Annotated in this window: 20 protein-coding genes and 1 tRNA gene; 11 read left to right on the top strand and 10 right to left on the bottom strand. The window is 61.6% G+C overall.

Going from position 1 to position 24,955, the window contains the following annotated elements; translation table 11 throughout:
* Positions 1 to 336 precede the first annotated feature (336 nt).
* Positions 337 to 1,218: an RNA polymerase sigma factor RpoH gene (rpoH, locus tag J2T60_RS09620; RefSeq protein WP_253449055.1), complete on the top strand. Its 882-nt coding sequence runs from the start codon at positions 337 to 339 to the stop codon at positions 1,216 to 1,218.
* Positions 1,219 to 1,545: 327 nt separating this feature from the next.
* Here rpoH and ftsX read toward each other — a convergent pair whose 3' ends face one another.
* The 4 genes from ftsX to J2T60_RS09600 all read right to left on the bottom strand — a co-directional run bounded on the left by ftsX (position 1,546) and on the right by J2T60_RS09600 (position 6,484).
* Positions 1,546 to 2,574 (bottom strand): permease-like cell division protein FtsX, encoded by a 1,029-nt coding sequence (ftsX, locus tag J2T60_RS09615; RefSeq protein WP_253449052.1) that lies wholly within the window; start codon positions 2,572 to 2,574, stop codon positions 1,546 to 1,548.
* On the bottom strand, positions 2,574 to 3,242 hold the full coding sequence (ftsE, locus tag J2T60_RS09610) for a cell division ATP-binding protein FtsE (protein ID WP_253449049.1): 669 nt from the start codon (positions 3,240 to 3,242) through the stop codon (positions 2,574 to 2,576). The genes ftsX and ftsE overlap by 1 nt, the downstream gene beginning before the upstream one ends.
* A 77-nt stretch (positions 3,243 to 3,319) precedes the next feature.
* Positions 3,320 to 4,258 (bottom strand): signal recognition particle-docking protein FtsY, encoded by a 939-nt coding sequence (ftsY, locus tag J2T60_RS09605; RefSeq protein ID WP_253449046.1) that lies wholly within the window; start codon positions 4,256 to 4,258, stop codon positions 3,320 to 3,322.
* A gap of 156 nt (positions 4,259 to 4,414) precedes the next feature.
* Positions 4,415 to 6,484, bottom strand: a complete 2,070-nt coding sequence (locus tag J2T60_RS09600; protein ID WP_253449043.1) for a hypothetical protein — start codon at positions 6,482 to 6,484, stop codon at positions 4,415 to 4,417.
* Positions 6,485 to 6,717: 233 nt separating this feature from the next.
* Between J2T60_RS09600 and rsmD the strand changes: the two genes are divergently transcribed.
* The 3 genes from rsmD to ggt all read left to right on the top strand — a co-directional run bounded on the left by rsmD (position 6,718) and on the right by ggt (position 10,518).
* The gene (gene rsmD / locus J2T60_RS09595; RefSeq protein ID WP_253449040.1) at positions 6,718 to 7,311 is read left to right on the top strand and encodes a 16S rRNA (guanine(966)-N(2))-methyltransferase RsmD; all 594 of its coding nucleotides are present in this window, start codon (positions 6,718 to 6,720) and stop codon (positions 7,309 to 7,311) included.
* A gap of 629 nt (positions 7,312 to 7,940) precedes the next feature.
* Positions 7,941 to 8,429 carry a pantetheine-phosphate adenylyltransferase gene (gene coaD, locus J2T60_RS09590; protein ID WP_253449037.1) on the top strand — a complete coding sequence of 163 codons (489 nt, stop codon included), beginning with the start codon at positions 7,941 to 7,943 and terminating at the stop codon, positions 8,427 to 8,429.
* Positions 8,430 to 8,823: 394 nt separating this feature from the next.
* Positions 8,824 to 10,518, top strand: a complete 1,695-nt coding sequence (gene ggt / locus J2T60_RS09585) for a gamma-glutamyltransferase (RefSeq protein ID WP_253449035.1) — start codon at positions 8,824 to 8,826, stop codon at positions 10,516 to 10,518.
* 656 nt (positions 10,519 to 11,174) lie between these two features.
* On the opposite strand, the gene trmB is transcribed toward ggt, so the two are convergent.
* The 3 genes from trmB to thiS form a co-directional block, all read right to left on the bottom strand.
* Positions 11,175 to 11,864 carry a tRNA (guanosine(46)-N7)-methyltransferase TrmB gene (gene trmB, locus J2T60_RS09580; protein ID WP_253449033.1) on the bottom strand — a complete coding sequence of 230 codons (690 nt, stop codon included), beginning with the start codon at positions 11,862 to 11,864 and terminating at the stop codon, positions 11,175 to 11,177.
* Between the two features lie 307 nt (positions 11,865 to 12,171).
* The gene (locus J2T60_RS09575) at positions 12,172 to 12,975 is read right to left on the bottom strand and encodes a thiazole synthase (RefSeq protein WP_253449031.1); all 804 of its coding nucleotides are present in this window, start codon (positions 12,973 to 12,975) and stop codon (positions 12,172 to 12,174) included.
* Positions 12,976 to 13,128: 153 nt separating this feature from the next.
* Positions 13,129 to 13,329 (bottom strand): sulfur carrier protein ThiS, encoded by a 201-nt coding sequence (gene thiS / locus J2T60_RS09570; RefSeq protein WP_253449029.1) that lies wholly within the window; start codon positions 13,327 to 13,329, stop codon positions 13,129 to 13,131.
* A gap of 121 nt (positions 13,330 to 13,450) precedes the next feature.
* Between thiS and J2T60_RS09565 the strand changes: the two genes are divergently transcribed.
* From J2T60_RS09565 to traF, 6 genes are all read left to right on the top strand, one after another.
* A tRNA-Gly gene (locus J2T60_RS09565) sits at positions 13,451 to 13,524 on the top strand.
* Positions 13,525 to 13,880: 356 nt separating this feature from the next.
* A complete protein-coding gene (locus J2T60_RS09560; protein ID WP_253449026.1) occupies positions 13,881 to 16,190 on the top strand; it encodes a hybrid sensor histidine kinase/response regulator in 2,310 nt (769 codons plus the stop codon).
* 104 nt (positions 16,191 to 16,294) lie between these two features.
* Complete coding sequence (locus tag J2T60_RS09555; RefSeq protein ID WP_253449023.1) at positions 16,295 to 18,607, top strand: AsmA family protein; 2,313 nt, start codon at positions 16,295 to 16,297, stop codon at positions 18,605 to 18,607.
* A 28-nt stretch (positions 18,608 to 18,635) separates the two neighbouring features.
* The gene (gene mutY, locus J2T60_RS09550) at positions 18,636 to 19,682 is read left to right on the top strand and encodes an A/G-specific adenine glycosylase (RefSeq protein WP_253449020.1); all 1,047 of its coding nucleotides are present in this window, start codon (positions 18,636 to 18,638) and stop codon (positions 19,680 to 19,682) included.
* Positions 19,683 to 19,896: 214 nt separating this feature from the next.
* The gene (locus J2T60_RS09545) at positions 19,897 to 20,175 is read left to right on the top strand and encodes an oxidative damage protection protein (RefSeq protein ID WP_253449017.1); all 279 of its coding nucleotides are present in this window, start codon (positions 19,897 to 19,899) and stop codon (positions 20,173 to 20,175) included.
* Between the two features lie 43 nt (positions 20,176 to 20,218).
* Positions 20,219 to 21,469, top strand: coding sequence for a conjugal transfer protein TraF (gene traF, locus J2T60_RS09540; protein WP_253449014.1), 1,251 nt, complete (start codon positions 20,219 to 20,221; stop codon positions 21,467 to 21,469).
* Positions 21,470 to 21,524: 55 nt separating this feature from the next.
* On the opposite strand, the gene J2T60_RS09535 is transcribed toward traF, so the two are convergent.
* Together J2T60_RS09535 and J2T60_RS09530 are read right to left on the bottom strand one after the other, a co-directional pair.
* Positions 21,525 to 22,406 (bottom strand): pirin family protein, encoded by an 882-nt coding sequence (locus J2T60_RS09535; protein ID WP_253449011.1) that lies wholly within the window; start codon positions 22,404 to 22,406, stop codon positions 21,525 to 21,527.
* Between the two features lie 100 nt (positions 22,407 to 22,506).
* Positions 22,507 to 22,980: a MarR family winged helix-turn-helix transcriptional regulator gene (locus J2T60_RS09530; RefSeq protein WP_253449008.1), complete on the bottom strand. Its 474-nt coding sequence runs from the start codon at positions 22,978 to 22,980 to the stop codon at positions 22,507 to 22,509.
* A 122-nt stretch (positions 22,981 to 23,102) separates the two neighbouring features.
* On the opposite strand from J2T60_RS09530, the gene J2T60_RS09525 reads away from it, so the two are divergent.
* Entirely contained in the window at positions 23,103 to 24,017 is a 915-nt protein-coding gene (locus tag J2T60_RS09525) for an ATP-grasp fold amidoligase family protein (RefSeq protein ID WP_253449005.1), read from the top strand.
* An 11-nt stretch (positions 24,018 to 24,028) separates the two neighbouring features.
* Here the strand turns inward: J2T60_RS09525 and J2T60_RS09520 are convergent, their stop codons facing one another.
* Positions 24,029 to 24,841 carry an ElyC/SanA/YdcF family protein gene (locus J2T60_RS09520; RefSeq protein WP_253448989.1) on the bottom strand — a complete coding sequence of 271 codons (813 nt, stop codon included), beginning with the start codon at positions 24,839 to 24,841 and terminating at the stop codon, positions 24,029 to 24,031.
* Positions 24,842 to 24,955: the final 114 nt, after the last annotated feature.

The following is a 24,955-nucleotide window of genomic DNA, read 5'->3' as shown; positions in this document are numbered from 1 at the left end:
AGCCGGCGGGTCTGACCGAAAAGATTCCGCCCCCCGGCTTTGCCGGGGGGCGGTTTTTTTTGGGGCCGCTGACCCGGGGGGAGATTCGGCGCCTGGACGTCTCTGACGACCGCTCGCTTGGTATTTACTCGGCACGTAGCTTTGGCTACGCACCTCGCTCCATACCGGCGCGAGCGGCCGCCAGAGCCGCCCAGGCCCTCGAATTCCCCCGGGCCAGCGGCCCTGGGCCGCTTGGTCGGTGAGCTTGGGAACTCATTTCGGGATTAGCACTCCAACCCGGTGAGTGCTAGAATAGAGCGTGGAAATTTCCCTGAACCGTTTTTGGAGGCCGACGGGATGGCGGATAAGAAAGCTTTAACCCTCAAAAACAATGCCGCATTGGCGCTGGCCGGTCCGTCCAACAGCCTGGACGCCTATCTCAGTGCCGTGAGCAGCATCCCCGTGCTCTCCGAAGATGAAGAGCACGACCTGGCCGTGCGTTACCACGACGAAGGCGACCTGGATGCGGCCCGCACCCTGGTCCTCTCCAATCTGCGTTTCGTGGTCCATGTGGCCCGGGGTTACCAGGGCTACGGCCTGCCCTTTGCCGACCTGATCCAGGAAGGCAATGTGGGCCTGATGAAGGCGGTCAAGCGCTTCGACCCCAGTGTTGGCGTCCGCCTGATTTCCTTCGCCGTGCACTGGATTCGTGCCGAGATTCACGAGTACGTGATCCGCAACTGGCGGATTGTGAAAATCGCCACCACCAAGGCCCAGCGCAAGCTCTTTTTCAACCTGCGCAAGGCCAAGCATCGTCTGGGCTGGTTCAGCAAGGACGAAGTAGACAACGTGGCACGGGATCTGGGTGTGAGCAGCGAACAGGTGATGGAAATGGAAGGCCGCCTGGCCCACCATGACGTGGCCTTTGACCCCTATCCCGGCGCCAATGACGATGAGGAGGGCAGCTACGCTCCGGCCCACTACCTGCCTGACAGCAGCAGTGACCCGGCCGTAGCCGTTGAGGCCGATGACTGGAGTGACTCCGGCAGCCGCCGCCTGAGCCAGGCCTTAAGCCGCCTGGATGAGCGTTCCCGTCACATCGTCCAGTCCCGCTGGATGAGCGAGGATGGCAAGACCACTTTGCATGATCTGGCCGACGAGTACGGCGTCTCCGCCGAACGAATCCGCCAGATCGAGAACAGCGCCATCAAGAAACTCAGGGGCTACATGGCCGCCTAACACCGGCGGCCCTATCCGAGGCTTTGCCCCTTCTGCAGGACTGGATAAACCCGCCCCTACGGATGCGGGAATGGCAGTCATTCTTTTCTTCGTGTCCTTCTGCTCTTCTTCGTGCCCTTCGTGTTAGATTTTATAGAGCCAGAGAAAGACATGGCACGAAGGACACGAAGAAAGGCAGAAGGGGCACGAAGGGTTAATTTGCTTGGATTTCGGGATATTGATGCCGGCTTGGCGAACCCAGGCTGGATATTTTACGCGGAGATCACGGAGGACCATATCCCGGCAGATCAATCGCGGATAAATCCGCTCCTACGGGGGCTGTTCTGATCAGGCCGGCTCGATTTCACTCAGGTGGCGGGCCACCGCCAGCCAGCTGCCGCCCCAGCCCAGCAAGGCCCCGACCCCGAGCACCTGCAGACTGGGCAGAAAACCCAGGCCGGACAACTGGAAACCGCTGCCGTAGAGCCCCGCCAGGGAACGCACCGGATCATGCAGCACCCAGACCGCCCCGGTCACCAGCAGACAGGCCAACACCCCGCCAAACACTCCGTACCAGAGCCCGGTATAGAGGAAGGGTCGGCGTATAAAGGCATCCGTTGCCCCCACCAGCTTGGTGACCTCAATCTCCTCCCGCCGGTTCTGGATCTCCAGGCGGATGGTATTACCCACCACAATCAACACCGCGAGGGCCAGCAGCGCCGCCACAACCGCAATGCCCCGTTCGGCAATCTCCAGCATGGCGTGGAACCGCTCAATCCACTGGGTATCCACCTGCACCAGGTCTACTTCCTCCAGGTCCTGCAGTTCCGAGACCAGGGCCCGCAGCCCCTCCGGCGTGGCCGCCGACTCGGTGGGATGCACCACCAGCACCGGGGGCAGGGGATTCTCCTCCAGCACCGCCAGGGCATCACCGAAGCCCGAACGCTCCGTGAACTCCTCCATGGCCGCCTCGGCACTGATGTGCTCCACCTGGGACACTTCCGAGCGGGCCTCCAACTCCTCCCGCAGGGAACGCGCCCGGGATTCCGGGCTGCCCGGCTCCATGAAGACCGAGACCCGCGAAACCCCTTCCCAATTGCCGGCCAGGCCACTGGTGTTTTCCACCAACACATACATGGCCGCCGGCAGGGCCAGGGCCACGCCGATCACCCCGGCGGTGAGTGAGCTGGAACCGGGCCGGCGCGAGATTCGGCCCAGGGTAAAGACCAGGGTCTGGGCGTGACGCAGCAACCAGGCCTGGAAGCGGGCAATCAGGCCCAGACCACCGCGACGGGCGCCCTTCTTGTCGCGCTTGGGGGGATTGGGCCGGCGGGCAGAGCGGTCCGGGCGAAGTCGATTGGGGCGTCGAGAGGCCATCAGTCCATTAACTCCGCGTCGGTCATTCGTCCGTCGCGCAGGGTCAGCACCCGGCGGCCGGTCTCGCGAATCAGGCGATGATCATGACTGGCCACCATGACGGTCACCCCCACCTGCTGGAAGCGTTCGAACAGGCTCATGATTTCCCGGGACAGGGCCGGGTCCAGATTACCGGTGGGCTCATCCGCCACCAGCATGGGGGGCCGGCCCACCACCGCCCGGGCAATGCCCACCCGCTGCTGTTCACCGCCGGAGAGGGTGGCGGGCAGGGCGTGTTCCTTGTGCAGCAGCTCCACCTGATCTAGGGCCGCCTGAACCCGGCGACGAATCTCGCGATGCCCCATGCCGGTAATCACCAGGGGCAGGGCCACATTGTCGAACACGGTGCGATCCTGCAGCAGCTTGTGGTCCTGAAAGATCAGGCCCACCTTGCGGCGGTGATAGGGAATACCCCATTTGCCCACCTTGCCCAGATTGCGTCCGTCAAAAAGCACATGCCCGCGAGTGGGCCGCTCCAGCATGGCAATCAGTTTCAGCAAGGTGGATTTGCCGGCCCCGGAATGGCCGGTGAGATAGACGAACTCCGCCGGCTCCAGCTCGAAGCTGACATCGCTCAAGGCCTGGTTGCCCCCGGGATAACTCTTGCTGACACGATCAAAGCGAATCATTCATCCACCTTCTCTGTCCTCGTAGGAGCGGATTTATCCGCGACCGGGCCCCCGGGCCCGGTTGGCTCCCGGTTCCCTCAATCCCCAGCCTCAAGCAATGCCCGGGTAAAATCCTCCGCCCGAAACACATCCAGATCCTCGGCCGCCTCGCCAATGCCGATAAAACGCACCGGAATCTTCAACTCCCGGGCCACGGCCAGCAACACCCCGCCCTTGGCCGAACCGTCCAGCTTGGTCACCGCCAGGCCGCTCAGCTCGACCGCGGAATGAAACTCACGCGCCTGGGCAATGGCATTCTGCCCGGTGCTGCCGTCCAGCACCAAGAGGGTTTCATGGGGGGCCGATGGCATCACCCGCTGGATCACCCGGCGGACCTTCTTGAGCTCATCCATCAGCCCGGCCTGGGTATGCAGACGCCCGGCGGTATCGATCAGCAATACGTCGATATCCCGCGAGAGGGCGGATTGCACCGCATCATGGGCCACCGCTGCTGAATCCGCCCCGGTGGCATGGGCGATCACCGGCACATCGTTACGCTCGCCCCAGACCTGGAGCTGTTCCACCGCCGCCGCCCGAAAGGTATCCCCGGCCGCCAGCATCACCGACTTGCCCTGGTCCCGGAAACGCCGGGCCAGCTTGCCGATGGTGGTGGTCTTGCCACTGCCGTTCACCCCCACCACCAGAATCACGAAAGGCCCATCACCTGGCTGCCTGGGCTCCAGGGCCGATTCCACCGGATCCAGGATGGCATGAACCTCTTGCCGCAGCCCCTGCAACAGCTGATCTCGGTTGGCCAGGGCCTTGCGGTTCAGCCGCTCACGCAGACCATCCATGATCTGCTGGGTGGCCGAGACCCCCACATCCGCCATCAGCAGGCGGGTCTCCAGTTCTTCCAGGGTGTCTTCGTCGGGCGGCCCGGAACCGGGCAGCAGTTCGGTGAGGTCCTTGGTGAGGAGGGAGTCGCCCCGGTTCAGTCGTTCCCGGAGGCGGCCAAAAAAACCTTTTTTCTCGGACATGGAATGGGTTGGTGCCTGCAATGGAGAATGGTCAAAAACGTTGCCACATCCTACCAAGTTCACCCTGCAAAATCGCCCCTGCCCGGCGCTCGCCCATAAAAAAGCCGGGGCCCTGAAGGGCCCCGGCCAAACTGCCTTCGATCATTGAACCAAGACTTATTCGATCAAGTCCATGTTGGCTGCTGCAGCACAGTTGTCCGGACTCTGCTCCGCTTCGCCGCTTGCGTCGATAACGGCATTGCCGCTGGCCGCCGTAGCGATGAAGAACGCCGTTTGGCATTGGATGGAGGCCCATACTGCCTGGCTCTCTGGATCATCAGCGCCCGGCTGTAGCAGTGAACCGTGGTTGCCGGCGAGATAGCGCACCCAGCCCTGCCCATCGGAACCATCGGCTGTCGTACTAACTTGTGCCAAGTCCAAGGTATTGGAGAGGTATTGGGTCGCACTGTTCGGAACCACGGAATCCCCATCGATTTCGATGACGAACACATCCCGATCATCGGCCAAGTTCCCGTAATTGGCAGGGTCCCCAGCATCAATGATGGTCTGCGCTTGGCGGAAGAAACGGTCAAAGAGCGTCGTACCCTCAACCAGGTTGGAGTTTTCCGCCACCAATCCATCTCGGATGCGGTCACCAAACTCATCAGATTCCAGCAGCAGATCAGTGATCTTGCCGCCGGGCATTGCCAGTACAGAAGCGACAATGCTCTCGTCCAGCCCGGTTAGGCTGGTGCCTGCGATGCCACCCAGGGAGTGGCCAACGAAGAATTTGGCATCCGTATCAATGGCCAACTGTCCATCGGGATTCCCGTCTTGATCCAGAGTGACGATGGCCCCCGCCGAAGCGGAAAGCTGCAACAAGTCGGCAACGGACTGGCGGAGATTGTCCCGGCTGGTGGGCAGGCTGGCGATGTTGATGTAGTGCTCCCCAGAACCGTCGAAGCTTCCGTCCTCGCCTATGACCTCGGCTGGATCAGAAGGCTGCCCTTGCACCATGTAGAAATGCCGTTCCTGTACGTCGAAGGCTTCATACAAGGGGGAGCCTGGCCCCACGAATAACGGGCTTTCAGGGTCGGTGATCCCGTGCAGGGGATGGTCGATGGCGGCCATGGCAAAGCCCTGGCAACTGAGCGTGTCGGCCAGGCCGAGCATCTGGCTTCGGTCACCGGTGATGCCGTGCTGGAAAATGACTACTGGCCAGCCATCGCCGGGCTCACCTGATACCGGGCAGTTAGCGTCATCAATCGCTTCCTGACTTGGAACGGTGACAAACAGGGGAATGGACTTTTGATCACGCGCTGCGGGCATCGGATTAGCCCGGGTTAGCGGCTGACCCTCATCATCCACCCAAAACTCGCTCAGGGGCGCTTCCGGGTCGAGATAGTAGGCTACATCGAGAAAGCCAGCCCAAATATCGGCATAGCCCGGTGAACCGTCAACGACATCGCCGGAGTCCATGCCGGATGGGCTGATGGCTGCCATGTCCGGAGCAGTTTCATTAGCCACCATTTCCATGGAGTTGCGCGTGCCAACGGTCTGGAAGGTCCAGAGAACGGCAACATCACCGCTATCGACACCCAGTGCCGAGGTCAATTGGAGCGGACCCTGAATGGCCTGCCGGATATTTTCGAAGGTCTCATTGGCCAATTCTTCATCAGCAACGGCCGCATCCCGGATAGTCCTGAAATCCGTATCCGGCGCCAGGCTGTTGCCCGTCGTACTCTGGATGCCGGAAGTCAGAAAGGCCATATAGCGAGCGGGTATCACACCCCCTTCACCATCGGGCATGTCGCTCCGGAGCGGCTGGTGGACATGGAAGTCGATGCGATGCTGGGCAGTGCCCTCGAGCTGGGAAACCGACACTGAATAGTGCTCTCCCGGTGTCAGCGGTGCTGGTTCAGCGGGGTTGGTGATATCCACCAGTACAGCATTCTCACCCGCCACGATGCTGTCTTCGTCCACAGTGTCCGTGGTCATGGTGACCGTCGAGGCGGTGGTGGAGAAGCCATCGACCGTATTGATCGGCGTTAGCGGACTTGGGATGTCCACAGTGCCGTCTTCCTGATCAATATAGAGGTCGTTCCCGAAGGGCAGTAGGCCCACGGCGGGAATAAACTCTGCTCGAAATGTGGGTTTCGGCTCGGTGGATTCCTCGTCATCCACGAAACAACCATTCAGGCCCACCAGGGGCAGCAAAACGGCGACAGGCAAAAGTCGTTTAAACATTGTTCTATCCCTCCAGGGCGAAACACGCCAGAATGAACCGGGCCGACGCTCAGTATGCAACACTGGAGTGCCTCGGCACACTCACTTAGGATGGCCAGCCTGCTTCATCGTGTATTCCCCGTCGAAGCAGGTACCAGCCGTTTCATTACGGCTCCCTGACAACTATAGGTAGGTGGGCGCTTTCAAACAAGCGTACGAGTGAATTCAGCGTGGTAAAAAAACGACACAAAGCGGTGAGGCGCGGAAAAAGGACTCGCGAGGCCCCCCGGTCCGGCCAGCTGCGCCTGATTGCCGGGCAACATGGCGGCCGTCGACTGCGCTTTCCCGACGCCGGTGGTGTGCGCCCGACACCCGACCGGGTGCGCGAAACCCTGTTCAACTGGCTGGCCCCCACATTGGTCGGCGAATCCGCTCTGGATCTTTTCGCCGGCAGCGGCGCCCTGGGGCTGGAAGCCCTGTCCCGGGGCGCGGCCCGAGTGGATTTCGTCGAGCGCGACCGCCGCCTGGTGGCGGCCCTGAAGCAGAACCTGAACCTGCTGGGGGCGGAAGACAAGGCAAGCGTGCACGGCATGGAAGTGGAGAAATATCTTGGATCTCCCTTGCCCGATTCCCCCTATGGCCTGGTCTTTCTCGATCCCCCTTATGACGCCGGCCTCTATGGCCCCGTTCTCGAAGCCTTGCAAGCGGGGGCATGGCTCAAGCCCGGCGCCCAGATCTACCTGGAATACCGCAGCCACAACCCGCCCCCCGAGATCCCCCCGGCCTGGATCTGGACCCGCCAATCCACCGCCGGCGACGTCACCTACGGCCTGATCACCACTTCCTAGGCGCGCTTGCACCCCCGTAGGGGCGAATTCATTCGCGATAGGCCTGCGGGGCCATAGAGGGCTTGGTATGAGGAACACGGAGATCACGGAGGAGCCACGGAGACCACGGAGGGGGTAATGCCGGGAGCGCCGTAGGAGCGGATTTATCCGCGATTGGGTTTGGGGGGGGTAGCGAGTTGGAGTTTTGGAACGCAGAGGGCACGGAGAATCCGCAGAGGTCACAGAGGGGTTATATGTGGAGGTAACATAGCCTTGTGGGAGCGGCGTCCGCCGCGATCAATAGCCGGCTAGCTGGAAATCGCGGCGGACGCCGCTCCCACAGCTACCTAAGCCCAATTGCATTCCTCCGTGTCCTCCGTGGCTTCTCCGTGATCTCCGTGTTCCAAAAAAACGAACCCGCCTATAACCGCCTCGCTCGAATCGCGAATGAATTCGCTCCTACGGCCGCGACATTCATCTCCTCCGTGACCTCTGCGGATTCTCTGCGTCCTCTGCGTTCCAACACACCAGCCTTCTATATCCCGGCAGATCAATCGCGGATAAATCCGCTCCTACGGCCTCCCGCCGAATTCCAAAAACCAGCCCTGATACACTAGAAAGAAACCCGAAGATTCAAGGACCCGCAGCCAATGAGCGTCAAAGCCCTGTATCCCGGCACCTTCGATCCCATTACCAACGGCCATACCGACCTGGTGCGCCGTGCCGCCCGCCTGTTCGACAGCGTGGTGCTGGCGGTGGCGGCCAGCCCCGGCAAGCAACCCAGCTTCTCACTGGAAGACCGGGTCCGCTTCGCCGAGCTGGCCCTGGCAGACATCCCCAATGTGGAAGTACTGCCCTTCAAGGGACTGACCGTGGAATTTGCCCGGGATCACGGGATCAGCGCCATCCTGCGTGGCCTGCGGGCGGTCTCGGATTTCGAATTCGAATTCCAGCTGGCGGCCATGAACCGGCATCTGGACCCCGGGGTGGAAACGGTCTTTCTCACGCCCAGCGAGCAATACACCTTCGTCTCCTCCAGCCTGGTGCGGGAAATCGCCTCCCTGGACGGCGAGGTTTCCGACTTCGTCCATCCCACCATCGAGGCCGAGCTTAAAAAGGCCCTCAGCAAGAAGGCCTGAACGGCAGCGGGGGATAACCCCCCTGGCTGAAACATTGCGGCATACGACTTCGGCCAGTCACTGGCCGGTCACTTTGGCGCCATGGTGCGGTGGGGTTTCTGCTTGATTGCCACGGATTGATCCGGGGGTAGCCTTGCCCAGGAACGCCATGGACCCATCCCTGGGGGCTTTGACGAGAACATCCTGTTCTCGACAATCCTGCTCAGGCCTACCCCCGGATCAATCCTCCTGGCTTCAAACATCGGGGGTGGTGAGATGCCTGCCCTTCGATAAACGGGCGCAAGCGATTGACCACATATCCCTAGCGAACCAGAAGAACCCCCTCTCACGTCCTGCCGGAAAATCAGTTAATCTGTGCCCTCCTGCAAAGCAAGCCAAAGCCCTGAAGAACACCATGCTCAAACTGCAACGCCTGCTGATTACCCTGCTGACCGCCCTGTTTCTCACCGCCTGCGCCGGGCTGTCACCAAACGACGGACCAAGCCCGACCAGCGAAGGCGGCGCGGTGGCCACCGCCCACCCTCTGGCCACCCAGGCTGGCCGGGAAATCCTGGAGCAAGGGGGCAATGCCTTTGATGCCGCAGTGGCCGTGAGTGCTGTCCTGGCGGTGGTGGAACCCTTCGGTTCCGGCGTGGGCGGTGGCGGCTTCTGGCTGCTGCATCAAGCCGGCGAGGATCGCAGTATCATGGTGGACGGCCGGGAAACGGCCCCCGGCGAGGCCCATGCCGAGATGTACCTGGACGAAGACGGGGAAGTGGATGACGACCTCTCCCGCAACGGGCCCCTGGCCGCCGCCATCCCCGGCCAGCCCGCCGCCCTGATTCACATCACCGAGCAATACGGCCAACTCAGCCTGGAAGACAACCTGGCCCCCGCCATTCGCCTGGCCCGGGAAGGCTTTAGTGTGGGTGAACGCTATATCCGCGGCGTGGACTTCAAGCAGGATATTCTCAAGCGCTGGCCCGCCGGCGCCGACGTCTTTCTGGATGACGGGGACGTCCCCGAAGAAGGCTGGACGCTGAAACAACCCGACCTGGCCGACACCCTGGAACGCATCGCCCAGCAGGGCCGGGCCGGCTTCTATGAAGGGGAACTGGCCGAGCAAATGGTGACCCAGGTGCGCGAGGCCGGGGGTATCTGGCAGCTGCAGGACCTGGCCGACTACCAGGTGGTCGAGCGTGAACCCATCACCAGCGAGTATCGCGGTGCCCGCATCACCGCCGCCTCACCCCCCAGCGCCGGTGGCGTGGCCCTGGCCACCACGCTCAACATCCTGGAAGGCTATGACCTGGATGCCGTGGATGAGGCCACCCGCATTCACGTAATCAGCGAAGCCCTGCGCCGCGCCTATCGGGACCGGGGCGCCTGGCTGGGGGACCCGGATTTCGTGGACATGCCCATCGAGCGGCTCACCAGCGCCGACTATGCCGCCGGCCTGCGGGCCAGCATCCGCCAGGACCGGGCCACCCCCAGTGATCACCTGCCCGATGTGGTCAGTCCCCTGGAAGGGCCCCAGACCACCCATTTCTCCATCATGGACCGGCAGGGCAATCGGGTGGGGGCCACGCTTTCCATCAACTTCTGGTTCGGCTCCGGTTTCATGCCCGAAGGCACCGGCGTCATCCTCAACAATGAAATGGATGATTTCTCATCCGAGCCCGGCACCCCGGACGGCTTTGGCCTGGTGTCCTCCAAGGCCAATGCCATCGAGCCCGGCAAGCGCATGCTCTCCAGCATGACCCCCACCTTCGTGGAAGACGAGCGGGGCGTGGCCATCCTGGGCAGCCCCGGCGGCAGCCGCATCATCACCACCGTGCTCACCGGCATCCTGGCCTATCTGGACGGGGCCGACGCCGAAGCCGCCGTGGCCAAGCCGCGCTTCCACCACCAGTACCGCCCGGATCACATCAGCCATGAGCCCGATTCCATCTCGGCGTCCGCATTGGAAGCGCTCAAGACCAAGGGTCATGAGCTGGAAAGCCGGGACCGCCCCTGGGGCAACCTGCAAATGGTGATCTGGAACCGGGAAAGCGGCGAGCTGGAAGCCGCCTCCGACCCCCGCGGCGAAGGCAGCCCCGATGTTTATTAAGCTCCCAAAACCCAATCGCGAATGAATTCGCTCCTACGGCGGCCCATTGTCCGTAGGAGCGGATTTATCCGCGATCCGAACGAGGGGCGATAGCGGGTTCGGTTTTTTGAACACAGAGATCACGGAGAATCCACGGAGGTCACGGAGGGATGAATGTCGCGGCCGTAGGAGCGAATTCATTCGCGATTCGAGCGAAGCGGTTATAGCGGGTTCGTTTTTTGGAACACGGAGATCACGGAGAAGCCACGGAGGTCACGGAGGGATGAATGCCGTGGCCGTAGGAGCGAATTCATTCGCGATTCGAACGAGGGGGCGATAGCGGATTCGTTTTTTGGAACACGGAGATCACGGAGGACACGGAGGAAGGCAATGGGGCCTGTAGAAGCTGTGGGAGGGGCATTCTTGGCCCGACTTTCCAGCTAGCCAGCTATAGATCGCGGCGGACGCCGCTCCCACAAGACACTGCTATTTCCCAACAACACCCCCTCCGTGCTCTCCGTGTCCTCTGTGTTCCAAAAAAACGAACCCGCTACATCCCCAAAACCTGATCGCGGATAAATCCGCTCCTACGGCAATACCTATCCCCTCCGTGTTCTCCGTGACTCCTCCGTGATCTCCGTGTTCCAAATACCCAGCCCTCTACACCCCCAACAGCCCTAAACCCGCTCATAAACCAGATCCCAAACCCCATGCCCCTTGCGCTTGCCGCGTTGTTCGAAATGGGTCACCGGGCGGTCATCCGGCCGGGGCACGGTGCCACCATCGCCAGCGGTATTGGACAGGGCCGGGCAGGCATCCAGCACCGCCAGCATGTGGTCCTTGTAGTTTTCCCAGTCCGTGGCCAGGTGCAGCCGGCCACCGGGGGCGAGCCGGCTGGCCGCCAGCTCGGCAAAGGCCGGCTGAATCAGGCGGCGCTTGTGGTGGCGTTTCTTGGGCCAGGGGTCAGGGAAGAAGATCAGCAGCCGATCCAGGCTCTTGGGTGGAATCTGCTCCCGCAGCACTTCCACCGCATCGTGGGTCGAGACCCGTACATTCTCCAGGCCTTGCTCGTCCAGCTGATTGAGCAGCCGCCCCACACCAGGACGATGGACCTCGATCCCCATGAAGTTCCGTTCCGGGTGACTGACCGCCAGTGTCGCCAGCAGATCCCCGTTGCCGAAACCGATCTCCAGGGTCACCGGCGCTTTGCGACCGAACAGGACGTTGAAATCCAGCGGCTCGGCCTGAAATTCAATGCCGTAACGGGGAAAAAAGCGATCCAACGCCTTCTGCTGCCCGGGCGTCAAACGCCCCTCCCGCCGCACAAAACTCCGTATCGGCCGCCAGTTCTTTTCCTGCTCAGTCATTCAGGGGGTCCTTTTGGGGAGGTGGAGGTATAAAAGCGTTGCACGAAGGACACGAAGAAAGGCAGAAGGACACGAAGAAGGACAAGAATGTGGGAGCGGCGTCCGCCGCGATTTCCAGCTAGCTTGCCATTAGTCGCGGCGGACGCCGCTCCCACTTCTGGCCCACCCCATCAGATTTTCCTTCGTGCCCTTCGTGCTTTTCTTCGTGTCCTTCGTGTTACCGCATTAAATGTTCTCTAAATCCTTGACGCTGAAACCGCCCCAACGTTTCTGGGCCAATCGCGGATAAATCCGCTCCTACGGGTGATTAGCGGATTACTCCTTCAATCGGGGAGGAGGCCGAGGCGAAGCGTTTCTTGGGGATGCGTCCGGCCAGGAAGGCTTCGCGGCCGGCTTCCACCGCCTTGCGCATGGCCGAGGCCATCAGCACCGGGTGCTGGGCGCCGGCGATGGCGGTGTTCATCAGCACCCCGTCACAGCCCAGCTCCATGGCCACCGAGGCATCCGAGGCCGTGCCCACGCCGGCATCCACCAGAATGGGCACCTTGGCATTCTCCACAATGGTGATGATGTTGTAGGGGTTCTGAATCCCCAGTCCAGAACCGATGGGCGCCGCCAGGGGCATCACTGCCACGCAGCCGATTTCCTCCAGGCGCTTGGCGATGATGGGATCGTCATTGGTATAGACCATCACCTCGAAGCCCTCGTCCACCAGGGTCTTGGCCGCTTCCAGGGTGGCCGGAATATCCGGGTAGAGGGTACGCTCATCCCCCAGCACCTCCAGCTTCACCAGGCGATGATCGTCCAGCAGCTCCCGGGCCAGGCGGCAGACCCGCACCGCATCCTCGGCCGTGTAGCAACCGGCGGTGTTGGGCAGGATGGTGTACTTCGATGGCGGCACCGCATCCAGCAGATTGGGCTCATCGGATTTCTGGCCGATGTTGGAGCGGCGCAGGGCCACAGTCACGATCTCGGCACCACTGGTTTCAATGGCTTCCCGGGTTTCCTGGAAATCCTTGTACTTGCCGGTCCCCACCAGCAGCCGGGATTGATATTCCCGCCCGGCAATCACCAGCGGTTTCAGGGTCGGTGTGTTCTCGTTATCGCTCATTGTGACTCCAAAGGAAAAGGGTTGCTCTTGTCGGGCGAATCCATGATCGCGGTGTGACTAGGCTCCAGCGTAATCGCGGATCAATCCGCTCCTACGGACGAGGAGCCACCGTAGGAGCGAATTCATTCGCGATCAAAGCGCGGATTGGCCCCTTCAACCGCCGCCGACGGCCTGGACGATCTCCAGGCGGTCGCCGTCCGCCAGCCGGGTGTCGGCATGCTGGCTACGGGGGACGATCATGCCGTTGCGCTCGACAGCCACCCGGCGGCCGGTGAAGGCCAGGGCTTCAAGCAATTCGCTGATGGTGGGTTCGCCATCGAATTCTCGAGTTTCGCCGTTAACCTCAAGCCGCATGCCTGAACTCCATCGGGGTAAAATGGCATTTTAACATCAGAGCGGGAACAGGGCGGGGCCGTTAGCGGCACTCAGCGAGGGCTTTCCCGCAATGCCCGCCTACTATAGAATTGAGGGCGATGCGGGTGTAGTTCAATGGTAGAACATCAGCTTCCCAAGCTGAGAACGTGGGTTCGATTCCCATCACCCGCTCCACCTTCCTGGTCTATACTTCAGTCACTCACTCCCCAATCCGGTTTGCCCGGCGCCATTCATCCTGACAGCACGCGCGTCTGTCGCCGAATTTCCCGAATTGTCTTGCGGGCCGGCCTGATTTCGCCAATATCAGGGAAAACGTTATTTAACGATAAATCCAGACATAAGTCGGCTTGTTGTAGGCCGTTTTTAATTGCACCTGATCGTGGCAGGTTCTTGCATTGTTGGGTAGGCAGTAATTGCGGTGAGGGTTGCAGGATGCAAAAGGGAGCGTGTTTGTCGGGCCATGGGACACAGGGTCGGACGGAGCCATCCAAACCGGGAGTTGTTTGCCCACGGTACAAGACTGGGCGTCCATGAGACTGCTGCGTTACGCCGTTAAACGCTTACTCAGGCCACGGTCCTCACGGCGGTTGATCTGGATTGCCCCGGTAGTGCTCCTACTGGTGCTGATACTGGATCTGCTCACCCCCCTGGGCTATGCGGTCGGGGCCCTGTATGTCTTTCCCGTTCTGCTTGTGGCCTTGACCCGGAGTGCCCGGGCCGTGGTGTTAATGGGGCTCCTGGGGGCAGGGCTGGTACTCGTTGGCTATGCCCTCTCTCCCTCGGTGGAACAGCTTCCCGAATTTCTGCCGCCATTGCTCAACCGCCTGTTCAGCCTGGGCGTGATTCTGGGGGCAACCCTCATGGGCCTGGTCCTGGCCCATTTGCTGCATCGCCATCGCCGGGTAGGCCGGGTGGTGCTCGCCGCCCAAAAGGCTCGCCGGGAGAGCCTGGAACAGATGGATCTGGCCGCCCGCATGGCTTTGCTGGGGGCCTGGTCATACCAGGTGGACAGCAATACCCTGGAATTGTCCCCCTTGGTGATGGAGTTGCACGGGCTTCCGCCGGGTGAAAGCCTGACTCTTGAGTCGATCTTGCACTATTACACGCCGGAAAGCCGGGCCCGGATGCGGGCCTGTTTCCAGCAGTGTCTAGAAAAGGGCGAAGGATTCGACGAGCAATTCCAGTTGCGTCTGCGTGAAGGCTCGCAGCGCTGGGCCCGCTGTATCGCCCGTGCCAGTCGTGATGCTGAGGGGCGAACCGTCGAGGTCCTGGGGGCCTTCCAGGACATCACCCGTCAGAAGGAAATCGAAAATCTCCTGCTGGTGAGCGAGCGCCGCTTCCAGCGGTTGGTTGATGCCATCCCCTTGATCGTCTGGTCGGCCGATCCAGAGGGCCGTGTCGATTACTTCAGTCGGGATCTGCATGTATTCACCGGCGTGAATGATTCGGATCGATTGATGGGGGACGGCTGGCTGAGTGTGGTCCATCCTGATGACCGGGATAATGCGGCCGAGCAATGGCAGACCGCTGTGAAGAAGGGCGGGAACTACACGGTGGAATTGCGGCTTCGACGTCATGATGGCCGCTACCACTGGCATCTGGTCCGGGCCGAAGCGGCGAGGGATGGCGAGGGGCTGATCCGGAAATGGTATGGCAGCGCCACCGATATTGATGATCAAAGGCGCCTGCAACAACAACTGCAGCAGGCCCAGCAGTTGGAGGCGCTGGGTCACCTCACCGGCGGGGTGGCCCATGACTTCAATAATCTGATCACCGTGATCCAGGGCAATGCCGAGCTGTTGATGGCTGCATTGCATGGGGATCAGAGATTGTATCCATTGGCCGACATGATCGATGGCGCCGCTCGCCGGGGCGCGGCCCTGACCCAGCGCCTGCTGGCGGTTGCCCGTCGCCAGCGTCTGGAACCAAGGACGGTGGATATCAATGAAATGGTTCGGGAAATGCAGGATCTGCTTTGTCGGACCCTGGGTAAGCATGTGGCGGTTGAACTGCAGCTGACGGAAGGGGCCTGGCCGGCCCGGGTGGATCCCAGTCAGTTGGAGTCGGCATTGCTCAATCTTTGCATCAACGCCCGGGACGCCATGCCCCAAGGCGGTCGCCTGACCATCGAAAGCGACAATATCGTGCTGGATTTGGACGATGCCAGCAGTGACCCGGATCTGGTGCCTGGGGAGTACGTGATGCTGGCAGTCTCCGACACCGGTGAAGGCATGGATGAAAAGACACAGGCTCAGTTGTTTGAGCCTTTTTTTACCACCAAGGAACCCGGCAAGGGCAGTGGTCTCGGCCTGCCCATGCTCTATGGTTTTATCAAGCAATCCCGTGGTCATGTGCGGGTGGATTCCAGCCCGGGGCAGGGCACCACCGTCCGCTGTTATCTGCCACGGGATACCGAAGGACAGGATCAGCAGGAGAGCGAAATGGTTGTACCAATGGAAACACGAGGTAGTGAAACCGTACTGCTGGTAGAAGACGATGATCTGGTGCGTCGCTATGCCAGCGAGCAAGTGCAGAATATGGGTTACAAGGTGGTTGAAGCCACCGATGGATCTTCCGCCATGAAGGTGCTGGAAGCACGGGATGATATTGATCTCTTGTTCACCGATGTGGTGATGCCTGGTGGCATGGCCGCCCAGGACCTAGTGGTCGAAGCCAGGCGCCTGCATCCCGAGATTCGTGTCCTGTATACCTCCGGTTACACCGAAAACGCCATTCTTCACCGTGGCCGCCTGGAATCGGATGGGCTGATGCTGTCCAAGCCCTATCGCCGGGAAGACCTGGCCAGGATGATTCGAGTCGCGCTGGAGCAGGAGGGTTGAGCACCTAAGTCGGGTCATCAATTTGAAAGACGCAGGGCTTTTCCTGTCCCCGGCCGGGCGCCATAATGACGGTTCGGAATGTCCCGGGATCAAGGAAGGCGATCATGAAACGACTCCTCATTGCACTGGCATCCATCCTGCGTGCCCTGGTTCTACTGCTGGTTCTCGCGGTGGTGATCATCACGATGGTCATCGACCCCAATGATTACCGCGAGGACGTGGAAGCGGCGGTCTACGATGCCACCGGCCGGAATATGCAAATCCAGGATGAACTATCCCTGTCCTTCTTCCCCTGGTTGGGGGTGGAAACCGGTCGGGTCACCCTGGGCAATGCCGAAGGTTTTGAAGACGATTTCTTCAGCCTGGACAGTGCCGATATGCGGCTGCGCCTGATCCCCTTGCTGCGCCGCCAGCTGGAAGTGGCCGAGATTCAGGTGGATGGCTTGCGCCTGAACCTGGCGGTCAATGAAGACGGCGTGAGTAACTGGGATGATCTGGTCGCCCCCGAGGAGGCCGAAGACCGGCCTGAGGAAGAGGTGGACGCAGAGCTGGATTTCAGTGATCTGGAACGCATTCGTATTGGTGGGCTCAGTCTCAGCAATGCCACTCTCAGTTGGCGGGATGATGTCAGCGGTCTGCGGGCCCGTGTGGATGATTGGTCCCTGACCCTGGGCGAGATTCGCCTCGGTGAGCCCCTGAGCTTTCAAACCGCGCTGGATTTTGATCTCAATGAACCCGAACTGTCGGGACGGCTGCAAGCCAATGCCCGGCTGATGGCGGATCTGGCCGGGGACGGTCGTATTCGCATTGATGCCATGGAGCTGGAGCTGGACAGTCAGGGCGACATCCTGCCGGTCTCCCCCCTGGCGGTGCAGCTGTCCTGGCGGGAGCTGTTGTTCGATCCCGAAGCCGACCGCCTGACCCTTGAAGATTTCACCGGCCAGTTGGCGGAAATGCCTTTTGGAGGCGATGTCATCATTGACGCCCTGTCCAGCGACCCGCGCATTGCCTTTGAGCTGGGTTCCGGTGATTTCCCCGGCGCGGCCCTGATGTCCCTGCTGGGCGAGGACGCCCCCAAGGGCCTGGATCTGGAACCGGTGGAAACCGTCAACTGGCGCCTGAATGGCCATCTGGATACCGCCGAGGACCGCCTCACCCTGGATGAAGGGGTACTGCGGCTGGACGAGCTGGATGCCCAGCTGGCACTGGTGGTGGAGCAACTGGGCGCTGAGACCCCGGAAGTCTCGGGTCGCCTGGAAATCCCGGGTTTCTCCCCCCGGCAACTGCTGACCCGCATCGGCCTGGCCGACATGCTGCCCGAAACCAGTGATCCAGAAGTGCTTGAGCGATTCGCCCTGCGCAGTGACTTATCCTATGGCCAGGCCGGGCTGGCCCTGAACGAGCTTAACCTGACCCTGGATGACAGCCGCATCCAGGGCGCGGTGACCCTGCCCGAACTCGAGCCTTTGGCCCTGCGTTTTGATTTGCACCTGGACACCATTGACCTGGATCGCTACATGGCCCCCGATGAAGACGGCGAGCCGGTGGATAGCGACGAGCCGCTGGACCTGGATGCCATCGAGATCCCGGCCCAGGCCATTCGCGGCCATGACCTGGAAGGTCGGCTTCGTATTGATTCGTTGATGCTGGCCGGCATGCAACTGGAGGAAGTGGAAACCGGCGTGCGCATCCGGGACGACGTGTTGCGTTTGGCGCCCATCGACGCCCGGCTCTACGGCGGTCGCCAGCAGGGTGAGCTGGAGGTGGATGCCAGCGGCGAGGTACCGCAAATCCGCTTCACCGAGGAGCTGGATGGCGTGCGCATGCAGGGACTGATGAATGATCTCTTCCAGATCGAACAGTTCAGCGGCGGCCTTGAGCTTTTCATGGAACTGTCCGGAGAAGGCCATACGGTGGGTGAGTTGCGGCCCACCCTGGATGGCCGTTTGCGCTTGCGTCTGGATGAGGGGGCCATCGAAGGGGTGGATGTGGCCCATGCCTTGTCCGAGGCCACGGCCCGCTTCCGCGATGATGGCAGCGTCGCACCCGATCGGGGGCGTACGCCTTTCTCCACCCTGGCCCTGCGCGGCCAGATTCAAGAAGGACGACTGACCAGTGAAGACTTTGGTCTCCTGGTGGATAAGCTCGCCATTCGGGGTGATGGTTGGCTGAGCCTGGTGGATTTCTCCATGGAGTATCAGATGCGGGCCCAGGTTCTGGATGGTGCCCGCAGCGAGCTGCGGGCGGATGAATTCAACGTTCGGGGCCGGGAGTTTGCCTTCCGCATCACCGGCACGCCGCTGTCGCCCCGGCTGCGCTTTGATGTGGAGACCATGCTCCGGGATGCCACCGAGGATCGGGTCCGGGACCGTGCGGATGAAGTGGAAGACAGGTTGCGGGATCGATTCGGGCGATGATTCGGCCAGCGCGTCAACCGGAGCGGTCATGAGCCAGCTGGCGCCCCGGGTCATCGCCTGGTATCGCCGGGCCGGTCGCCACCGTCTGCCCTGGCAGCAGGACCCCAGCCCCTACCGGGTCTGGGTCTCCGAGATCATGCTGCAGCAGACCCAGGTGACCACGGTGATTCCCTACTTCGAACGTTTCATGAAACGTTTTCCCACCGTCAGTGACCTGGCCGCGGCACCCATCGACGAGGTGCTGCACCTGTGGTCCGGGCTGGGTTATTACGCCCGTGCCCGCAATCTGCACAAGGCTGCCGTGCAAATCGAGACCGAGCATGGCGGCGTTTTTCCTGAGGATATCGAGGCGGTCATGGCCCTGCCGGGCATCGGCCGCTCCACTGCCGGGGCCATCCTGGCGCTTGCCCGGGGCCAGCGTCATCCCATTCTGGATGGCAATGTGAAGCGGGTTCTGGCCCGCTATCACACCATCGACGGCTGGCCCGGGCGCACCGCCGTGGCTCGGACACTCTGGGCCAAGGCCGAGGCCCATCTGCCCGAGACGGATATCAAGGCCTACACCCAGGGCATGATGGATCTCGGGGCTACCCTTTGTACCCGCAGCCGGCCGGCCTGCGGGCAATGTCCCCTGGAAACCGATTGCCAGGCCCGGGCCAGTGGCACCCCCGAGCGCTGGCCCGGCAAGAAGCCGAAAAAGGCCAAGCCCCGGCGCCGCAGCCGCATGCTCATGACCGTCGCCGAAGGCCAGGTACTGCTGGAGCGTCGTCCCCCCAGCGGTATCTGGGGCGGGCTATGGGCCTTTCCCGAAATGAATGAAGAAGTCGAGGCGGGCGAGTGGTGCCAGGCCCAATTGCAGCGTACCCCCCAGGCCACCGAGGCCTGGGCCCCGCTGCGCCACGTATTCACCCATTTCGAGCTGGATATCCACCCGGTGCGGGCTGATTTGCCCCGCCTCCCCCAGGCCGTTACCGACGGCGACCACCAGGCCTGGTTCGACCTCAACCAACCCATCAAAGTCGGCCTCGCGGCCCCCGTCAGCAAGCTCCTGGAAAAACTCCGCCAACAGCTCTAACCGAGGAGAGGGCTGTGGGAGGGGCATTCCTGCTCCGACTAGAACCCGAAAACCCAATCGCGGATAAATCCGCTCCTACGATCGTGCACCCCATCGCCGTAGGAGCGGATTCATCCGCGATTACCAAACCGTCTATAGCCCCAGTCACAACAACCCCCGCCATCATCCGTTACAATCAGAACCCATCTACCACCGACACAACACGGAGTTCTTCATGACCCGCAAGGTACACTGTGTCCTGCTGGGGACCGAAGCCGAAGGCCTGGATCGCCCTCCCTACCCTGGAGAGCTGGGGAAAAAGCTGTATGAAAATGTCTCCAAGGCCGCCTGGCAGCAATGGCTGAATCACCAGACCATGCTGATCAATGAATACCGGCTCTCGCCCATCGAGCCCGGGGCCAGGAAATTTCTGGAAGAGGAAATGGAAAAGTTTTTCTTCAGCAAGGAAGCCGTCGACAAGCCCGAGGGATATGTGCCGCCTGACAAGGACTGACAAACCCCCGGGTTGGGGAATTTGCCTGGGCCTGGGCACCTTGATGCTTGCGTTTCCCGCGCTGGTCTCGGCCGACGCCTTCACCGCCCTGGACCCCCGCTCCATGAGCCTGGGGGGCGGCGGGGCGGCGACCATGCGCCCCTACAATGCCAGCCATTTCAATCCGGCCCGTTTCGCGGGCAACCCCCGGGTCCAGGCCCGCCGGGATGACCGGCCCTTTGGCCGTTTTTTCCTTGGTGCTCGCCTGATCGACCGGGACAGTTTCCTGAACTCACTGGATGAATACCAGGAAAGCAACAACAACGACCGTTTCGACAGCGCCCTGGAGCATTTGCAACAGCGTATCGACGATCAGAACACCAGCGGCCAGGATTTCCGGGACGTGACCAATGCCGGCAATGCCCTGCTGGATGACTATGAATCCCTCTCCGACAAGCCCCTGCGGGCCGCTGCCTCCGCCGGACTCAATGTCGGTTACCCCGGCGATCAATGGGGCATCGGCGCGCATGTTCGCCAGAACCTGGCGGTGGGCATGGAAGTACGTGTTTCCGAATCCGACCGCCGGAGGATCCGGGAAACACTGAACTTCATCGATACTCTGGTGGATATCTCGGAAACCGGGGAATTGCCCGATGATGTGGTCATCCCCCGGCCGGTGGATCAGTTCACCTCCGAGTTCGCCCTTCAGGGCGCCATGGTCCGGGACAGCGGTGTCAGTCTGGCCGGTCGTATCCCCGGCAATGAGCGCACCATGGTGGGGGTGACGGTCAAGTCATTGTATGTGGAGACAGTGGACTGGCGGGTGGATGTGGATAGTGCCGACAGCGATAACTTCGACTTCGATGAACACCGCCGGGCCCACAGCGACCCCAACCTGGATCTGGGCTTGATTCATGAACTGGACGAGCACTGGACCGCCGCCATTATGGTTCGCAACCTCATCAGTCGGGATTACAAGACCGTACTGGACAATGAAGTGCGCCTGCGTCCGGCACTGCGGGGTGGCTTGGCCTGGCAGACCCGGCGATGGAGCGTTTCGGTGGACATGGATTTCAATGAGACCGAGGCCATCGGTTTCGATCCGGCCAAGCGCTACACCACCGTAGGGCTGGAATACCGGCCCATGCGTTGGCTGAGCTTGCGTGGTGGCTATCGCTACGAGAATGTCCTGCATGAGGGCAATGCCTCGCTGGGCTTCGGTCTGGATTCCCGCCATGCCCATTTTGATTTCGCCGTCAGCGGCGACACCGGCGATTCCCTCGGCATCGCCCTCCAGGCCGGCACCCGTTTTTAGCGGATAGAGGGCGGGCAACCCCTCCGCCGTAGGAGCGGATTCATCCGCGATTTCCTCAGGCCATCTCCCGGGGCTTGATGGCGCCCATCTTGCCCGCCTGGAAATCCCGAATGGCCTGTTCAATCTCCTCCGGCTCATTCATCACAAAGGGCCCATAGCGGGAAACCGGCTCGGACAAGGGCTGACCGCTCACGATCAACACCCGCATGCCATCCTCACCGGCACTGGCCGGCACTGTCTCCCCGTCATTGCCGAACAGGGCGAAATGCCCCCGCTCCAGGGCGGTCTGGTTATTCCCCACCCGGCCCGAGCCGGCCACCACAAAGGCCATGGCATTCCAGCCCTCGGGGATGGGCACCGCGCCACTGGCACTGGCTTCCAAATGTAGATCCACAATTCGGGTGGGCACCACCGTCTGCACCGGCGAGGTCTGACCCGCCATCTCCCCCGACACCAGTCGAGCCAGGGCCCCTTCGCCCAGGACTATCTCGGGAATCTGCTCGGCCGGAATATCCCGATACCCCGGGGCCATCATCTTCTGATCCCGGGGCAGATTGATCCACATCTGAATGGCATGCATGCGGCCACCGTCCCGCAGCAGGGCATCGGAGGGCTTTTCCTCATGCACAATGCCCGCCCCGGTGGTCATCTGCTGGGCACCGCCGGCATGCACCACCCCCTGGTTATCAAAGGAATCCCGGTGCGCGATGCCCCCGGCGATCACATAGGTCAGGGTCTCAAAGCCCCGGTGGGGATGGGGCGCGGTGCCAATGGCCTCGCCCGGGCCGTGATCCGAGGGACCCATCTCATCAAACAGCAACAGCGGATCCACCAGCGACAGGCGGGGGCCGGGGAAGGGTCGATGGACCACAAAACCTTCTCCCTCACGGCCTTCCGGCGCCTCGTAATTCAGAACAACCTTTCTTTCCTGGCTCATGTCAGCCTCCCGGCGCAACGCGTTCAATAGATGGTACGATATCGTACTATCTGAGGGCAATATTCGCCCGAATCAAGCGCGTTGGAAAATTCGTGGGGGCTTAGCCGTCCAGGTAGGAGCGCACCTCACGCAGGGCGCGGACCAGGCGGTCCCGCTCCCGCTTGGGAATACGGCCCACCCGCTTTTTCAGATGGGCGATATGGGCCGGGAAAACCTCCTCAAAGCGGTGTTCGCCTGCCTCGGTGAGCCGGGCGTAAGTCCGGCGGCGGTCGGTATCGCAGGGGATGCGTTCCACCAGGCCCTTCTTTTGTAGCCGGTCCACCACGCTGGTCAGGGTGGTCTTGAACAGCAGGGTGCTGTCTCCCAGCTCGGTCAGGGTCATGCCGCTGGTATTGCCCAGGGTCACCAGCACATCGAATTCGGCCGGGTTGAAACCGTGACTGCGAATATCCGGCATGGCGTAGGATTCAAAGGCCTGGTAAGTGCGGACCAGCTCCCGGATCAAGGTCATGAAGGGTTCCCGCGCCGCCTGCATGGTGTTGTCGGGTGCGTCTTCTGCCTGCTTATCACTCATTATGTATCTGTCCGGTGGCCGTCTCGGATGGGTTCTTTTGCAAGAGTACCGCTTCCGCCCCATACTTGTCAGTTCCGGATGCTGATCGAAATAGGGTCAGAATATGGCCCGAAGGGGGGGGAGTGAAATTACTGGGGGGAAGAGTGGAGGCCTGGCTGGATCGTATGCTGGGCTATCCCGTAGAGCGTCATCGTTTTCGCCGCAAGCTGGGCTATGCACCGTCATTGCTGCGACCGCGCTCCTATAATGAAAAGATTGTCTGGCGAAAACTGTTTGATCGCAATCCGCTATTTCCCCGGGTTACCGACAAATGGCTGGTTCGCGGCTACATTGTTGAGCGCTTGGGTCAGGCCCAAGCCGAGCAATATCTGCCCCCGGTCCTGGCCGTGTTGGATAAGGCCGAACAGCTTCAGGCCGATAGTCTCAAGCAGCCCTGCGTGATCAAGCCCACCCATTCATCGGGCCGGGTGATTCTGCTGCCCGAAGGGCTGGGAAACAGCCGACAATGGACACTGTCCGGCATCCAGAAGGAATGTCGTCGCTGGTTCCGGGAACCCCCTTATCATTCCACTCACCATGAATGGGCCTATCAGACACTAAAGCCCCGCCTCATGGTGGAGTCCTTCATTGGCGAGGCCAACACACCGGCCCCCGACTACAAGTTCCTGGTTTTCCACGGTCGGATTCGCCTGATCCAGGTCCATCTGGGGCGTTTCGCCGAGTCTCAGCGTCAAGAGTTTGATATGGATTGGCGTCCGGTTCACGAAACCCGGGATCTACCTGAGGCTGATCGTCTGTCTGCACCGGAGCAACTTGGGACCATGGCCCGGCTGGCCCAACAACTGGCCGCGCCCTTCGATTTCATGCGCGTGGATATGTACTGCGTGGCCGGACGCATCTACCTGGGCGAGTTGACTTGCTACCCGGCCTCCGGCCGCCGCCTTTTTGTCGATCCCTCAATGGATTTTCATCTGGGTGAGTATTGGCGACTGCCTGGCCGGGAGATTGTCGGCATTCGTTTGCCGGTGGGCGACTGAAGCGTTCCGAATCAGTCAATATCGCCCTGCAGTTTCGACCAGGCCAGGCCCAGGTATTCATGGATGGCCCGTTCGGTCATGGCCAGGGCGGCGGAGGAGGGAGCGAAGCGGCGCGGATCGCTGCGGGAACTGGCCCGCCAGACGGTGGGGGCGGGAATGGGATTGAGCCCCAATTTTTCGCACAGGGCCATGGCCCGGGGCATATGCGAGGCCGATGTCACCAGCACAAAGGGGGCATCCCCCAGCGATTCACTCAGAATGCGAGCCTCTTCCCGGGTATTCTCCGGTCCCGGGAAGGTGCGCAGGCGGAGAGGATTAACCCCCAGTGACAGGGCCGCCCGGCTCATCACCGTGGCGCTGGGGCTGCCCGCAAACACCGTGCCGCCGGTGAGCACTAGTTCACTGTCCGGCAAAGCCTTGTGAATGCGAATCCCCTCCATCAGTCGCAGGCTGGCCACCCCCGACAGCCGGGTGGTGGCCGGGCGGCTGGCTATATCCGAAGCATAGGACCCCAGCACCACCACCGAATGAACCCCTTCCAGTTCAGCCAGGTTTTCCAGCGGGGGATAACGGTCCTCCAGCGGCGAGAGCAGCAAGCGCGCCACCGGCTCATTACTGAACAGCCCCAGCAACAACACACCGCTCAGCACCAGGCCCCCGCCCAGCCGTCTCCGCCCCAGTACCAGCAATACCAGCCCGGCCATGGCCAGCAGCATGACCAGGGGCAGGGGAGAGAGTAGGGTGATGATGGCACCCAAAATGTGATTCAGCGTCATGAGGGTTGCTGTGTTTGGGTTGAGATAGGCGTATTCTACCGCTGCCATCACCGTTCTGTCCCCTTTCGGTGGTCATTCTGGTCCCGGCCATGCGGCCCGCTGGCCCGGGCCGCTGCCAGTGCGATAAAATAGCGGGTCATATTTCCCAACCGCGGTAGGTCA

The organism is Natronospira proteinivora (assembly GCF_024170465.1).
Lineage (GTDB): Bacteria > Pseudomonadota > Gammaproteobacteria > Natronospirales > Natronospiraceae > Natronospira > Natronospira proteinivora.
This window is presented reverse-complemented; position numbering and strand designations above follow the sequence as displayed.